We start from the raw sequence: 15203 nt of genomic DNA, 5'->3' as shown, positions 1-15203 counted from the left end.
TGTTTGATTTTGTGGTTTTGTGTGTTTTTTAGATTAGTAGCAGAAAATTTTTTGTTTTTTTGCTATAACAGAGATAGAAGACAAACAGTAATTTTATACCGTTCATACTTGATTTGACCGTTTACAAATAGGGGGAGGCTCTCACATGGCAACGTTTATTCAATCGGTTCGTTTTGAAAACAACACTTTATTTATTTTAGATCAGACGAAACTTCCAACTTTGAAAGAATTTTTAGAAATAGACAACATAAAAGATGCCTGGGATGCCATTAAGGAGCTAAAGGTAAGAGGAGCACCCGCGATTGGGATTGCTGCCGCTTATGGGCTACTTTTGGGAATCCATGATGCACCAGAGGATTCCTTTGAGGCCTTCTACGATGTATTCACAAAGCAGAAAGAGTATCTAGCCTCTTCAAGACCTACAGCTGTAAATTTATTTTGGGCGCTAAACCGTATGGAACAACGTGCACTAGCTGATCAGCACTTATCTGTCACTGAAATTAAGCAACGTCTCGTTACAGAAGCGCATGCGATCCGTGATGAGGACGAGGAAACATGTCGCATGATTGGTGAATATGCGCTGACGTTGTTTGAGGATGGTATGGGAGTGTTGACGCATTGTAATGCTGGTGGGATTGCTACGGCACGTTATGGTACAGCACTTGCGCCTATTTATTTGGCAAAAGAAAAAGGCTGGGATATCAAAGTATTTGCCGATGAGACTCGTCCTCTTCTACAAGGAGCTCGTCTAACAGCGTGGGAATTACATGAAGCGGGTATTGATGTTACGTTAATTACGGATAACATGGCGGCAATGGTGATGTCTAAAGGCTGGGTACAGGCAGTTATAGTGGGATGCGATCGAGTTGCTGCTAATGGTGATGTAGCTAACAAAATTGGAACTTATGGGGTAGCCCTACTGGCAAAAGCTCATGGGATTCCATTTTATGTAGCAGCACCGATGTCTACTATCGATCTTGAAACTGCTACAGGAGCCCAAATTCCGATTGAGGAGCGAGAAGCTGGCGAAATTATTGAAGGGTTTGGTAAGCAGACAGCACCGATTGATGTCAAAGTCTTTAACCCTGCCTTTGATGTGACTCCACACGATTTAATAACAGCGATCATTACAGAGAAAGGCATTTTACGAGCTCCTTACGATAAAGCGTTGACAGATCTGTTCCAAGCCACTGAGAAAAGCAACTAGATTGATTCACAGGACACAAGGAGGACAAACTAACCATGAACGAACCAACGAACGAACAGATGCAAAAGGAAGCTAAAATAAAACAGGATATCTGTGAGATTGGGCGCAAAGTATATGAAAAAGGCTTTGGTGCGGCTAACGATGGAAATATTTCGGTTCGTCTTTCTACCAACGAGATTTGGATCACTCCAACCGGTGTAAGTAAAGGAGCTTTGCAGCCAGAAATGCTGGTCAAAGTAAATGGACAAGGTGAAGTGTTAGAAGGAGAACTTCGGCCTACTTCTGAGATGAAAATGCACTTGAAAGTATACGAAATGCGTCCAGACATTGGTGGAATCGTTCATGTTCACCCTCCGTATGCTACAGCTTTTGCAATAGCGGGACTTCCATTAGATTTTGCAACTTTGCCAGAATCGGTAGTGCTCCTTGGGACCATACCTGTAGCGAAATATGCGACTCCCTCCACGCAGGCTCTCCCTGAGTCCATTGCTTCTCACGTCATGAACCACCAGGGGGTTCTGCTAGAAAACCACGGGGCACTTACATGGGGAAAAGATCTTCAAACCGCCTATTATTTGATGGAATCACTAGAATTTACCGCGAAAATTAACTGGATTGCAAGACAAATGAAGGGGGCTCGGGAATTGTCAGTAGAACGGGTACAAGAGCTGGTAGCGTTGCGAGAGAAAATGGGTTTCATGGGGGAGACACCAGTAGGAGTCATTTGTCCACCAGGAATTGATGTATGCTCTGCATCTGAACAGTCTACCTCAATCAAAGAATCTCAAACGCTGACTGTCAAAATAGATGAACAACAAATGGAACAGATTGTTAACCGGGTAACCGAGGCGGTTATTTCCCGGTTACAGCTTCCAAAAATAAAATAGGAAATGCATCCGAAAGAAAAAAATGCGAAGCCTACTTTATTAAGGTCTTCGCATTTTTTTTGGTTGAAAGTTACGTGAAAAAAATCATGTATACAATAAAACAGATGTGATAGGATATAGAGATGCTTCTACTAGGAAGCATGTATTAAAGGGGGGAATCAGGTGGAAACCGTAAAAAAACCGCATATCTTATCAAATCCATTTATACGCGTTATTCTATTGTCTGGAGTATTTTTACAGCTAGGCACTTGGGTGCGAAATTTTGCTATCCTTTTGTATGTTATGGAAATTACCCATAATGATCCTTATGCGGTCTCCATGATTTCTGTAGCGGAATTTGCTCCTATCTTTATTTTCTCATTTATAGGTGGGACGTTTGCTGACCGTTGGAGACCAAAAAGAACGATGGTGTGGTGCGATATTTTAAGTGCCGTTTCCGTTTTTGGTGTTCTACTTACTCTCATGTTTGGGTCTTGGAAAGCAATATTCTTTGTTACGCTGTTTTCTGCTATCTTGTCTCAATTTTCACAACCATCGGCAATGAAACTATTTAAACAGCATGTTCCAGCAGAACAGTTGCAAGCAGGAATGGCGATGTTTCAAACGCTAATGGCAATCTTCATGATTGTTGGACCAGCTATTGGTACCATGGTATTTCAGAGTTTTGGAATTGATGTTTCGATCGCCTTGACAGGAGTTGCGTTTTTAGTTTCAGCAGCCGTGCTGTATAGATTACCAGCCGATCAGAAGCCCAAAAAGAACGATGCTACCACAGGTATTTTAAAAGAAATGACTGACGGGTTCCGTTACGTCTGGTCAAAAAATGTATTACGGACTCTAAGTTTTTGCTTTATGATGGCAGGCTTAGCAGTGGGGTTATTACAGCCATTGGGTGTATTTATAGTAGTGGAGCAGTTAGGCTTACCTAAAGAGAATTTACAATGGTTTTTGATGACCAATGGTGTAGCTATGTTAGTAGGTGGGGCTTTGGTGATGACGATCTCTAAAAAAATCTCCGCTCAGAAACTATTAGCTATCGGTATGATTAGTAGTGCCATTTCGGTCATTGGAATTAGCTTTTCACAAAATTTTATGCTAGCACTTGCTTTTCAATTTATTAACGGATTATTCTTTCCCTGTATCCACATTGGGGTCAATACTTTGATCCTAATGTCCGCAGAAGAAGATTTTGTTGGACGGGTTAATGGAGTGCTTAGCCCCTTATTTTCCGGAATGATGGTTGTGATGATGAGCGTATCTGGTGTTGTAAAGGAAACTTTTACGTTACAAGGAAGCTACCAAATAGCAGGATTATTCTTTGTAGTCGGGGTCTTTGCGGTAATACCACTGTTTAAACTTCAGCTACAAAAGCCACAGCATACAGATAATGCGTCTCAACCAGCCTCTGAACCACAGCCGGACTCATAGGGTATGCATTATCTTTCACGCATTTGAATAAAGAAAACACACAAGTCAGCTGGTTATACTGGTTTGTGTGTTTTATTTATTTATATGTCAAGGATTAGCTTACATATTCCATTCCAATTGTCTGCCGCCGATAATGTGATAATGTAAGTGGAAGACGGTTTGCTGACCATGTTTTCCGGTATTTGTTACCACGCGGAATCCGTTTTCTTCTAAACCAGCTTCCTTTGCTACCTTTTGAATCGCCAAGTGGAGGTTACCAATTCGTTCTTTATCTGATTCATCCAATCCCATAACGGAGGAAATATGTTTTTTGGGAATTACCAGGATATGTACAGGTGCAATGGGATTTATATCGTGAAATGCGTATACATCATCATCCTCATATACTTTTTTGGAAGGAATTTCTCCTTGAATAATTTTACAAAATAAGCAATCCATATAAAAATCTCCTCTCATTGATTAATATTCTTCCTCTTATTGTAGTAAAATTCCAATCAATTTACTAGTTTACTTACCCAATCGGCTCATTATTTTCTGGGAAAGCGCAAAAAGAGACAAAAAACCACTCGTATGTATACAAATAGCAAAATCCTACATACTAAAAAATGAAGGAAATTGTTACAAGAGTGCGAAAGTTATCAGTAAAATCAAAAAACACAAGGCATTTTATATTTCATTTTTTGTAATATTCCTTTACAATGTTAGAAATCCTTTATCATAGTAGAGAAAGAGAGTGGGGGAAACCATGGCACAACAAGCGACAAAAATGACGGAAAACTTAAATCCGTACGAAATTGTTCAAAAGCAAATTGAAAATGCTGCGAAATTGCTTGATCTTCCTCGAGCAGCGGTAGAGATTTTGAAAAAGCCCAAACGTGTTGTCAGTGTATCTTTTCCAGTGAAGATGGATGATGGAACTGTTCGTGTATTTGATGGGTATCGTTCGCAACATAATGATGCTATTGGTCCAACTAAGGGTGGAATTCGCTTCCATCCACAAGTAACTCTTGATGAAGTTAAGGCTCTTTCTATGTGGATGTCATTTAAATGCGGTGTGGTGCATTTACCGTATGGTGGTGGTAAAGGTGGGGTCATTTGTGATCCACGAACGATGAGTCAAGGAGAATTAGAGCGTGTCAGCAGAGGATTCATGGAGGCTATTCACGATGTAGTTGGACCCGAAAAAGATATCCCAGCACCTGATGTCTACACGAATGCGCAGGTAATGGGATGGATGATGGATACCTATAGCCGTCTAAAAGGTGCGGTTACGCCGGGGGTTATAACGGGAAAACCACTAATTCTTGGCGGGTCAAAGGGTAGGAATGAGGCTACAGCACGTGGCTGTGTGTATACGATTCTAGAAGCTTTACAAGAAAAGGGCATGTCCCCTACCGATGCAACAGTAGCCATTCAAGGCTTCGGCAATGCTGGGCAAATCGCAGCTAGACTTTTGCATGAAATAGGCGCTAAAGTAGTAGCTGTTAGTGATTCAAAAACAGCTATCTATGCAAAAGCAGGGTTGCATATACCTGATGTCATTACAGCAAAGGAAGCGGGGTCCTTAGGTAATGTAGCTGGGGCTAGCCTCATTGCACATGATGAACTGTTAGAAGTTGAAGTGGATATTTTGATTCCTGCTGCTTTGGAAAATGTGATTACTTCAGCTAATGTAGATCGAATTAAAGCGAAAATTATTGCAGAAGCTGCAAACGGTCCAACAACACCAGCAGCAGATGAGGTCTTGCAACAAAAGGGGATCCTGGTCATTCCAGATATTTTAGCCAACGCAGGTGGAGTGACGGTTTCTTACTTTGAATGGGTGCAAAACCTCATGAACTTTTACTGGTCAGAATCAGAAGTAAATGACAAATTAAAAGACGTAATGGTACGTTCTTATCAGGAAGTAAGTCAGATTGCTAAACAATATCAAACAGACAGAAGAACAGCCGCTTTTATGATCTCTTTACTCCGCATCACAGAGGGAATGAAAGCGAGGGGCTGGATATAATTCCTTGCTAACACGATCGATTTTTCTTATGATAACTGTATGATATGTTATTTCCCGCCGGAAACTATACCCGGCGGGTTTTGCTGTTCCCCCACGTTCCTGTAGGTGCTTTTATAGTATGTTGATCAGGTTGGTCAGCGTGTTCAATTCAATCGCCTTTTTTAAGTAATAAGGAAACCCTTTCCTTATTAGGATCGTCACTTACGTTGTACAAATTTTTTCCGCATGAAGCAGTTGAACAGACCTTGTGATTGGAAAGAGGAGGAAAAAAGGAAATTATGAAAAGCGTGCGCACTATTTCAGCTACAGCTATACTTATCGCACTATCTGCTTCATTGGTTGCTGGGTGTCAGGAAACATCGAATAAGACGCCATCTACAGGCTCAGAGAATGCTCAAACCACTGAGACTAAGGGGACGCAATCTGGTCAACCAACAGAGCCAGTAACAGACAGTAAGGAACGTACCGGAAATGAGCCTACAGGTGCATCTTCAGGAAATACTTCAGCACCGGCTACCTCGACGGACGGCACAACAGACAAGTCGGGAAGTAAATTACAAGCAGTGACTCCAGAGAGCATAGAGGTACTTGTTAATAAACAGTATAAGTTACCTGATAGCTATAAACCTCAGGATCTTGTCTATCCAGATGTTCCTTTTTTGTTTAAAGAAAAAATTGAAAAGCGTATGATGCGTAAAGAAGCAGCAGATGCTCTACAACAAATGTTTGCTGGCGCTAAGCAGGAAGGCATAATGTTGGCGGGGGTATCCGCTTATCGTTCTCATACTACACAAACAAATTTATTTAATCGTTATGTGAAAAAAGATGGAGAGGAAGCGGCCAAAAAGTACAGCGCAGAACCAGGACACAGCGAGCATGAAACAGGACTTGCCATTGATGTTTCGGGAAGTACAGGGAAATGTGCAGCAGAGGACTGTTTTGATGGTACTCCTGAAGCTGTTTGGTTAGCTGATCATGCGCACGAATATGGATTTATTATTCGCTATCCAAAAGGGAAAGAAGCCATTACGGGCTATCAATATGAACCATGGCATCTGCGTTATGTTGGTAAAGAAGCAGCTAATGAGATTCATGATAAGGGTATAACACTTGAAGAATATTCAAATGCTCCTACAGCATAAAACTCTTCCATGGAATAATTTTTTTGAATTTCGTTGGTAAAGATGTGACCCTTTTGGATTGTAAATCGTCTTAGTAGATAGGGGATTTTCCTCTACGTAAGGAGTGGGTTACATGAGTATGAAATTACAATCGCTCACAGCTAGCTTTTTAACAGCGAGCATGCTGTCAATAAGTCCAGTTTGGGCAGAAGAGATGACAAGTAGTATGCAAACCAAAAGCAAAGAAGTTGTGACCATACAAACACCTGAGAAAACACATTCAGAAATACAAAAGAAGATAAAAAAACCAAAAAATGCTTCCAGAAAAAAATCTGTCCACGGAGACATACAATCGAATAATAGGTGATTTGTATTCAAAGGAACCAAAAAGGAGTGTGTGCTTAGAGAAGGCACACACTCCTTTTTTTGATTGAAGATAAAGTATTTGTTCTTGTTCTCAGAAGGCAAGTAACGACAGTGGTTATTTTTTTTCTTCTAATAAATCTAAAAAATGCTGGAAAGCTTTAGAAACTCGCTTTTTACGATGATATACAATTTGACGGAATACCCGGATATCTGGATGTGTAAAAGGAAGAATGGCGAGCTTTCCCTGTCTTACCTCCTCAATAACGGCAAGTTTTGGCAATATCGAGACCCCTAAACCATACGAAACACATTGCTTGATAGCCTCTAAACTGCCAAATTCGTACGAAAGCTCAGTTTTAACCCCGTTCTGTTGAATTACTCTTTCTAACATATCACGGTAACTACAGCCTTCTTCGGTCACAATCATAGTTTCGCCTTCGAGATCATGAACGCTCATTTGTTCGAGGGAAGCTAATGGATGATCCGGATTGCCAATTAAGACAAGCTGCTCCTCTGTTAGTACATGACAAATCAAATCAGGATCATTGTGTTGTCTGTCCATGATGATTGCAATATCAAAGGTGCCATTTTTAACACCTTGGACTAAATCACGACAAATTCCCGGTTGTAGAAAAAGCTTGATACGTGGATGTTTCCGGCGAAGTGCTTGTAGATGAGGAGGTAAGTAAAATGCTGCTAATGATTCTACTGTACCTATAGTAAGCAAGCCAGTTAACTGAGTTTGCTCGGATAGATTTTCTTTCACCTCATCTAAAAGAGCCAAAATCTGTGAAGAATAATGCAACAACTCTTCACCACTATCGGTTAATCTAATTTTCCGACCATAGCGTTCAAATAAACTGGTCTGAAATTCTTCTTCCAGACGCTGGATTTGAGTTGTTACACTTGATTGGGCGTAGCCTAGTATTTCTGCGGCTCGTGTAAAGCTTTGCTGTCTTGCCACTTCGCGAAAGGTTCGAAGATAATATATGTCCATGTTTTCCCTTCCTATCAAAATTATCGATTGAATTTATCAAATATTATAGATAACACCGATGGGAAAGTATATGGTAAAGTGAGGTCAACTTATTCTAGGAGGACTATTATGACAACGCAAAGTGTAGCAGCTCAAACCTTAAAGAAAACGTTGACCCTGCCTCAAATTGTAGCTTTATACATAGGAGCAGTACTTGGATCAGGAATTTTGTTAATTCCCGGAATAGCTGCTGAAATGGCTGGACCTGCGTCTTTATTGTCTTGGATTACCATGTCATTTGTAATGATACCGATGGCGATTACAATGGGACTCTTATCTGCAATTCATCCCAGCGCGGGGGGTGTTTCCCATTTTGTCAGACTCGTTTATGGTAATCGTTTTGGAAATTTAGTTGGTTGGTTCTTTTTATTGTCAGTTCCCATTGGTGCACCGATCCTGGCAGTAACAGGTGCTACCTATGTAACCACACTGTTAGGCTGGGAGCATAGCAGTGTGTATCTAATGGCGGCCATGATAATTGCAGTTGTTGTGGGCATGAGCTTTTTGGGAATGCAGGTGACAGGGCGCTTGCAGACGATTGTGGTTTCCTTTATTTTGGCCATTTTGGTATTGGCCATTGCTTCTGCCGTACCACATGCAAAGCTAGAGGCCTTTACACCATTTGTTCCACATGGTTGGCTTTCGATTTTTCAATCTGCTAGCTTATTGTTCTGGTGTTTTATTGGCTGGGAGGCAGTAACTCACTTGTCAGAGGAGTTCGTTGATCCAAAGAAAAATGCCATTAAAGGAGTCATGATTAGTTCAGGTCTAGTAGCCCTTCTATATGTAGGTGTAGCGATCATGACGATTGCTACCTCTAGCTATGGTGGAAGTACCAAAGCTTCACTTAGTACGATGGTACAGCTAACTTTTGGTCAAGCGGGGGGCTGGGTGGTTGCTATTACGGCTCTGTTTATCTGTCTAGCTACTGCAAATGCTTACGTAAATGCAGCCGCGCGAATTGCTTTTTCGTTAGCGAAAGAAAAAAATGCTCCTGCCTGGATGGGTACCTTACATTCAAGAACACAAACTCCTTTGGGAGGACTTCTTTTTCTTAGTGGTGGTTTTGTACTAACGTTACTGTTACTTGCAAGTGGAGCTATCTCACTAGAGAAGCTGATTCAGGTACCAAATGCTACTTTTATGGCTACATATCTAGGCGGGTGTCTTGCCGGAATCAAGCTTTTGCGTGAAAATAAATGGGGGTATATCTCTGCATGGATTTCTCTTGTGGTCACCCTGTGTTTATATCCTTTCCTTGGTTGGGGTGGGTTGTACCCCATATGTATTTTTCTACTGGTACTTATATTTGATAAAAAGAAGTGTAAACCTATATAGGATGCAGGATCTGAAAAAGGAACTCCCTTTGCAAACAAAAAGACCCACGAATGTCAGTGTTTCGTGGGTCTGCTATAGTATGTACCTATAGATCTTATGAAGAGAAGGGTGTTACCAGGTCTCTTTAAAGTTACCTACAATACGTTTAATTGGTGCCACAGTAATAAAAGCTTCTGGATCAGTAGCAAGTACTATCTTTTTGGTTTCCGACCATTGGTGTTTTACAATAACGCACATTAGTACCTGTTTGTCTTGATGTGTATAGGCACCACTCGCATTCCAAATGGTCACGCCGCGTCGAACTACTGATTTTGTGATCGCTTCGGCTACCTCATCCCCTTTTTTGGAAATAATAGTAACTGTAATCCGATCGATATGATTCAGAACCAAATCAACTGTACGAGCTCCAATGTACATAGAGATGATTGTATACATCCCTAGCTCTGGATTACCAAAATAGGACGACGCTATCACGATTAGGGCATTAATACACAGTCCAAAAACGCCCATCGGAATTTGAAAATACTTAACAGCGATTCTGCCTAAGATGTCTGTTCCACCAGTTGAGCCACCCACGCGTAGTATAAAGCCTGTTCCCATACTAGCAATTAACCCACCAAAAACAGCACCCAATAAGATATTGTGGGTCCATAATTGCTTTTGTGGAATCACATTGAGAAAGATTGAGATACAAACAACTGCGTAAATGGTATAGCAAATAAATTTCTTGCCAATTTTAAGATAACCGAGAATCAATAAAGGAATGTTTAGTACAAAATATAAAGTACCAACACTCATCCCTGTGAGTCGATAAAGAAGGGTACAGATTCCGGTTAAACCACCGGGTAAAAGCTGATGGGCGGCAATTAGCGTATTAGCTCCAAAGGCAAACACTGCGCAACCGATTAGAATGCCTAGTAGATCACGACAAACACAACAAACTGGATGGTAAAAAAAGCGTATTGTTTTCTCAGGAATGTCAGCAGTACTCATGTCGTTTCGTCTCGTTCTCCATTATTTTTTCTAGTTTGTAATACTCGTATGATTTTACCTAAAGCTATGCAAAGATTCAATAACAATTAAGAGTTTGAAAAAGGCAATGATATGAATTTTTATACGAGAGCCAGCGTGACAGAGAGCAACAATGTCTGTCAGGTTGGTAAAGTTAGCATATAGGCTAAAAATGCTCCTTTTTCTCCAAATTCGACAACCATCACGTTTGACTGTATGCTTATTGATATGACATCATTAGTAGCAGAAAGGGGGGAAAGTGATGGGGCAGTGTATCGTATAGGAGAATTGGCTGTTTTGGCAAACATTTCAAAGCGAACTGTGGATTACTACACCAATTTAGGTCTCTTGCAACCGAAGCGGTCTTCTTCCAATTATCGTTATTATGATGAGTATGATTTAGAAATTTTGCAGATGATTGAGCAATGTAAGTCATTACACATGCCGCTCTGTAAAATAAAGGAATTGGTAAAGAATAAACGGGAAGCACCCAATGCAGAACAACTGCTGGGATTGACAAGAGATGTTAATCAACGTATGCAACAGCTCGAACAAGAGATGAGCTTGCTGACAAGCCAGATTAATTCTCTGTCGGAAGAGGAGCAACATGAGATTCGACAAAAACTGTCGGTACAAGGAACCACGCTTTTACACTCTTTGTTACTACTTTTGCCTTACAAGCAGGAAAAAAATTAGAGAGAGAACGACTCGATGGAGGTGAACACCTTAATTCAGCGATGGATTAAGGTAACTGGTTGGAGATATTTAATTTAGTCATGGTATTCATTTTGATTGCCTTTACTGGATTTTTCGTGGCGGTAGAATTTGCGATAGTCAAGATTCGTACGAGTCGCATTGATCAATTGGTTGCGGAAAAGAAACCAGGTGCATTAGCAGCAAAGAAGGTAATTACCAACTTGGATGAGTATTTGTCCGCATGCCAGTTGGGAATAACGATTACAGCAATGGGTTTGGGATGGCTAGGTGAACCTACTGTACATCATATGTTGCAGCCCCTTTTCGAAAGAATGAATATTTCGGGAGGAGTAGCCAATACCCTTTCTTTTATTATTGCGTTTGGAACCATGACATATTTGCATGTGGTAGTAGGGGAATTAGCTCCTAAGACTTTTGCTATTCAAAAAGCAGAGCGAGTAACTCTGTTATTTTCAAAACCATTAATTTATTTTTATAAAGTGATGTATCCATTCATCTGGGCTTTGAATGGTTCCGCGCGCTTTCTTACCGGGGTATTTGGTTTAAAACCAGCCTCTGAACATGAAATGGCTCACACAGAAGAAGAGCTACGACTGATCTTATCAGAAAGTTACCATAGCGGTGAAATCAATCAAACCGAATTTAAATATGTAAATAATATATTTGAATTCGATAACCGGATTGCGAAAGAAATCATGGTACCGCGCACAGAAATGGTAGGTCTCTATCTGGATGACCCGATAAAAGAACATATCAAAACTTTAAAATCTGAACAATATACTCGTTACCCTGTTTTTGGCGAGGATAAGGATGATGTAGTCGGGATTGTAAACGTTAAAGACTTCTTCATTCATAGCTTGGGTGAGAGTGAGCTACAGATTACGAGTTTGAAAGAGTTTACTCGTCCTGTCCTAAAAGTAATAGAGACTATGGCCATCCATGACCTCTTAGTGCAAATGCAAAAAAAACGTATTCAAATGGCTATTTTGTATGATGAATATGGGGGCACTGCTGGATTGGTCACTTTGGAAGATATCATTGAAGAAATAATCGGTGAAGTCCGTGATGAATATGACGAAGATGAACGCCCTCGCATTCAAGAAATAGGGATAAATCATAAAATTATTGATGGGAAAGTGCTGATCAGCGAAGTAAATGAGATGTTTGATCTGTATATGGATGATGAAGATGTAGATACCATCGCAGGCTGGATGCTTATGCAAAATCCTGATTTGCGAAAAAATGCCCCGATTATATACGAGGGCTACGAGTTCCGTATTTTAGAAAAGGATGTTAATCACATTAAACGTGTGGAGATTAAGCCTGTTGATCAGCCAGAAACAGAAGCATCGGTTGATAAGCAATAATTCACATGTAATCACAACGAGTAAAGTATAAGATGCTAGAAGGCATTTCTGGATTAGCTTATTCGGAAATGCCTTCTAATCATTATCCTAAAAATATGGACAAAGATTATCAGGGATTCTGTTAACTCTCAATTGAATTTTGGGCGTAAACCATGTAACATGTAATACATGGTTTACAATACCTAAGAGTTTATGTAGGCTAAACTACTGGTGCTTTATCTTACAGGGTAAGCGCAAAGCGAGCAGGTCATACATACACATTGGTAAACGGCATGATTACGCTGTTGACTGTTAAGTGAAGCATAAGCTCTCATCCCGTACTTTTTAGAAAGGGGCGAGAGCTTTTCAATACTTATTTGGATAAAAAGGAGTTTTAGAGAATGAGTGTAACCATGGACAAAATCGTCGCTCTTGCCAAACACAGAGGATTTGTATTTCCAGGATCTGAAATTTATGGGGGTCTTGCTAATACGTGGGATTACGGTCCGCTTGGTATCGAGTTAAAGAACAACATTAAAAAGGCTTGGTGGAAAAAATTCATTCAAGAATCTCCGTACAATGTTGGAATTGACGCGGCGATCCTGATGAATCCGAAAACATGGGTTGCATCTGGTCATGTGGGCAATTTCAACGACCCAATGATCGATTGTAAAAAATGTAAGGCACGTCATCGAGCAGATAAACTGATTGAAGATAAACTCGCAGAAAAGAACATCGAGCTAGTTGTTGATGGTCTACCTTTTGAAAAAATGCAAGAGCTTATTTCAGAACACAGCATTGTGTGCCCAGATTGTGGTAGCCAGGATTTCACAGATATCCGTCAGTTCAACCTGATGTTTAAAACATTCCAAGGTGTAACGGAATCTAGTACGAATGAAATCTTTCTACGTCCAGAAACGGCACAAGGTATCTTTGTAAACTTTAAAAATGTCCAACGTACTATGCGTAAGAAGATGCCATTTGGTATTGGACAGATCGGCAAAAGCTTCCGTAATGAGATCACACCAGGTAACTTTACGTTCCGTACACGTGAATTCGAACAGATGGAGCTTGAATTCTTCTGCCAACCTGGCGAGGATATGAAATGGTTCGAGTTCTGGCGCAACTACTGCTTCCAATGGTTGTTGACATTGGGAGTAAAAGAAGAGAACGTTCGCCTTCGTGATCATAATGACGATGAATTATCCCATTACAGCAAAGGCACTAGCGATATTGAATATAAATTCCCGTTTGGTTGGGGAGAGCTTTGGGGTATTGCAAACCGCACGGATTTCGATCTGAAGCAGCATATGGAGCATTCTGGGGAAGATTTCTCCTACCTTGATCCTGAGACAAATGAACGTTATGTACCTTATTGCATCGAGCCATCTCTTGGTGCAGATCGTGTAACGCTATCATTCTTGATCGATGCGTATGAGGAGCAGGAGCTTGAAGGTGGAGATAGCCGTACCGTTTTACGTTTCCACCCAGCGCTAGCACCTTATAAAGCAGCTATTTTCCCATTATCCAAAAAGCTGTCTGAATCAGCTATGAAAGTGTTTGCGGACTTGTCCAAGGATTTTGTGGTAGATTATGATGAATCCGGTTCTATTGGTAAACGTTATCGCCGTCATGATGAGATCGGAACACCGCTTTGCATTACGTACGATTTTGAGTCCGAGCAGGATGGCATGGTAACGGTACGTGATCGTGATACAATGGAACAAACACGTGTAGCGATTGCAGATTTGAAAGCCTTCATTGAAGCTAAAATTTCTTTTTAAGCATGTACAATTTGCTACAAGCATAGCACGATAAATTGCCTTACTGGTTTGATCCTATTTCGTAAATATAATAATTCTTTCATCAAATATTTTGGTGTTACAAAAAGCCGTTCTTTATCCAGCTTGGAGAGGACGGTTTTTTTGTCGGGAGGAATGTTTCAGAGAGAACCAGTATCAAGCTTTACTAGAGCATCGGAAGTATCTAAAAAACGTAATTGGTAAACGTTAGCTTGTGTACGTGTAGCATATATGGTTCGGTAAGAATCTGGACCATATATGCTTGATTTACAATTTGCATGATTCAACAATTGACTATGATAATCTTTATCAACTAAAATGAAGAAAGAATGATACTGAATAGCAAGTAATGGTTGTTACGAACGATACATATAAAGGGAGTGTAAGTTCATGTTCATCCAAACAAAAACGATTATCGTAAAAGAAGGTACCTCAGACTTGGTCGTTAAGCATTTTACTGGTGAAGGCGACATTGAGAAGATTGAGGGCTTTATCGATTTGAGCGTGTTAGTAAAACGCACTCGTAAAGGCCATGATGAAGAAGTCATTGTGTTAATTCGTTGGGAATCAGAAGAAGCCTGGAAAAGATGGGAGACAAGTGAAGCGCATCTGGAAGGTCACCGACAAAGCCGTGGCAAACCAAAGCCAGATCATATCGTAAGTTCAACCCATGGCGTGTATGATGTAAAGTCTAGTAAATCTGCTATCGTACAGTCATAATGAGAGAAATGCTGTAAAAATGACGCTGGTATAGCGTCTTTTTTCATGTTGTTCTTCCTCCTAAAACAGATCTAAACGTATTATTTAAGGAAAATTTTAGCATAAATTAAGCGTGTCTTAAGGTATAGCTCTATAAACTTATAAGCAGGTATGTTACCATACAAGTAGATAAAAGGATAGATTTCCTATTGTTAAAATGGGAATAGAGAGAAG

The 15203-nt window shown here is 40.5% G+C and carries 14 protein-coding genes; 11 read left to right on the top strand and 3 right to left on the bottom strand.

From position 1 onward, the window contains the following. Positions 1-145 precede the first annotated feature (145 nt). The 3 genes from mtnA to BrL25_RS23320 all read left to right on the top strand — a co-directional run bounded on the left by mtnA (position 146) and on the right by BrL25_RS23320 (position 3522). On the top strand, positions 146-1207 hold the full coding sequence (gene mtnA, locus BrL25_RS23330) for an S-methyl-5-thioribose-1-phosphate isomerase (protein WP_018669886.1): 1062 nt from the start codon (positions 146-148) through the stop codon (positions 1205-1207). Between the two features lie 35 nt (positions 1208-1242). Continuing rightward, a complete protein-coding gene (locus tag BrL25_RS23325) occupies positions 1243-2094 on the top strand; it encodes a class II aldolase/adducin family protein (RefSeq protein ID WP_018669887.1) in 852 nt (283 codons plus the stop codon). Positions 2095-2256: 162 nt separating this feature from the next. Further along, a complete protein-coding gene (locus BrL25_RS23320; protein WP_018669888.1) occupies positions 2257-3522 on the top strand; it encodes an MFS transporter in 1266 nt (421 codons plus the stop codon). 99 nt (positions 3523-3621) lie between these two features. Here the strand turns inward: BrL25_RS23320 and BrL25_RS23315 are convergent, their stop codons facing one another. After that, positions 3622-3960 carry a histidine triad nucleotide-binding protein gene (locus BrL25_RS23315; protein ID WP_018669889.1) on the bottom strand — a complete coding sequence of 113 codons (339 nt, stop codon included), beginning with the start codon at positions 3958-3960 and terminating at the stop codon, positions 3622-3624. A 307-nt stretch (positions 3961-4267) separates the two neighbouring features. Here BrL25_RS23315 and BrL25_RS23310 point away from each other — a divergent pair, with 307 nt between their 5' ends. The 3 genes from BrL25_RS23310 to BrL25_RS23300 all read left to right on the top strand — a co-directional run bounded on the left by BrL25_RS23310 (position 4268) and on the right by BrL25_RS23300 (position 7021). Continuing rightward, positions 4268-5533, top strand: a complete 1266-nt coding sequence (locus BrL25_RS23310) for a Glu/Leu/Phe/Val family dehydrogenase (RefSeq protein WP_018669890.1) — start codon at positions 4268-4270, stop codon at positions 5531-5533. 278 nt (positions 5534-5811) lie between these two features. After that, complete coding sequence (locus BrL25_RS23305; protein WP_018669891.1) at positions 5812-6675, top strand: M15 family metallopeptidase; 864 nt, start codon at positions 5812-5814, stop codon at positions 6673-6675. A 112-nt stretch (positions 6676-6787) separates the two neighbouring features. Further along, positions 6788-7021, top strand: a complete 234-nt coding sequence (locus tag BrL25_RS23300; protein WP_018669892.1) for a hypothetical protein — start codon at positions 6788-6790, stop codon at positions 7019-7021. Positions 7022-7135: 114 nt separating this feature from the next. Here the strand turns inward: BrL25_RS23300 and BrL25_RS23295 are convergent, their stop codons facing one another. Next, positions 7136-8017 carry a LysR family transcriptional regulator gene (locus tag BrL25_RS23295; RefSeq protein WP_018669893.1) on the bottom strand — a complete coding sequence of 294 codons (882 nt, stop codon included), beginning with the start codon at positions 8015-8017 and terminating at the stop codon, positions 7136-7138. 108 nt (positions 8018-8125) lie between these two features. Here BrL25_RS23295 and BrL25_RS23290 point away from each other — a divergent pair, with 108 nt between their 5' ends. Beyond that, positions 8126-9394: an APC family permease gene (locus BrL25_RS23290; RefSeq protein WP_018669894.1), complete on the top strand. Its 1269-nt coding sequence runs from the start codon at positions 8126-8128 to the stop codon at positions 9392-9394. A gap of 111 nt (positions 9395-9505) precedes the next feature. Here the strand turns inward: BrL25_RS23290 and BrL25_RS23285 are convergent, their stop codons facing one another. Next, positions 9506-10387 (bottom strand): YitT family protein, encoded by an 882-nt coding sequence (locus BrL25_RS23285; protein WP_018669895.1) that lies wholly within the window; start codon positions 10385-10387, stop codon positions 9506-9508. 315 nt (positions 10388-10702) lie between these two features. On the opposite strand from BrL25_RS23285, the gene BrL25_RS23280 reads away from it, so the two are divergent. The 4 genes from BrL25_RS23280 to BrL25_RS23265 all read left to right on the top strand — a co-directional run bounded on the left by BrL25_RS23280 (position 10703) and on the right by BrL25_RS23265 (position 14990). After that, entirely contained in the window at positions 10703-11101 is a 399-nt protein-coding gene (locus BrL25_RS23280) for a MerR family transcriptional regulator (RefSeq protein WP_236847739.1), read from the top strand. 59 nt (positions 11102-11160) lie between these two features. Further along, positions 11161-12489 carry a hemolysin family protein gene (locus BrL25_RS23275; protein ID WP_026314999.1) on the top strand — a complete coding sequence of 443 codons (1329 nt, stop codon included), beginning with the start codon at positions 11161-11163 and terminating at the stop codon, positions 12487-12489. A gap of 380 nt (positions 12490-12869) precedes the next feature. After that, positions 12870-14252: a glycine--tRNA ligase gene (locus BrL25_RS23270; protein ID WP_018669898.1), complete on the top strand. Its 1383-nt coding sequence runs from the start codon at positions 12870-12872 to the stop codon at positions 14250-14252. 408 nt (positions 14253-14660) lie between these two features. Next, positions 14661-14990, top strand: coding sequence for an antibiotic biosynthesis monooxygenase family protein (locus BrL25_RS23265; protein ID WP_018669899.1), 330 nt, complete (start codon positions 14661-14663; stop codon positions 14988-14990). Positions 14991-15203: the final 213 nt, after the last annotated feature.

This window comes from Brevibacillus laterosporus DSM 25 (assembly GCF_002706795.1).
GTDB lineage: Bacteria > Bacillota > Bacilli > Brevibacillales > Brevibacillaceae > Brevibacillus_B > Brevibacillus_B laterosporus.
Note: the sequence above shows the minus strand (reverse complement) of the source record. Positions and strands in the feature narration are given on the sequence as shown.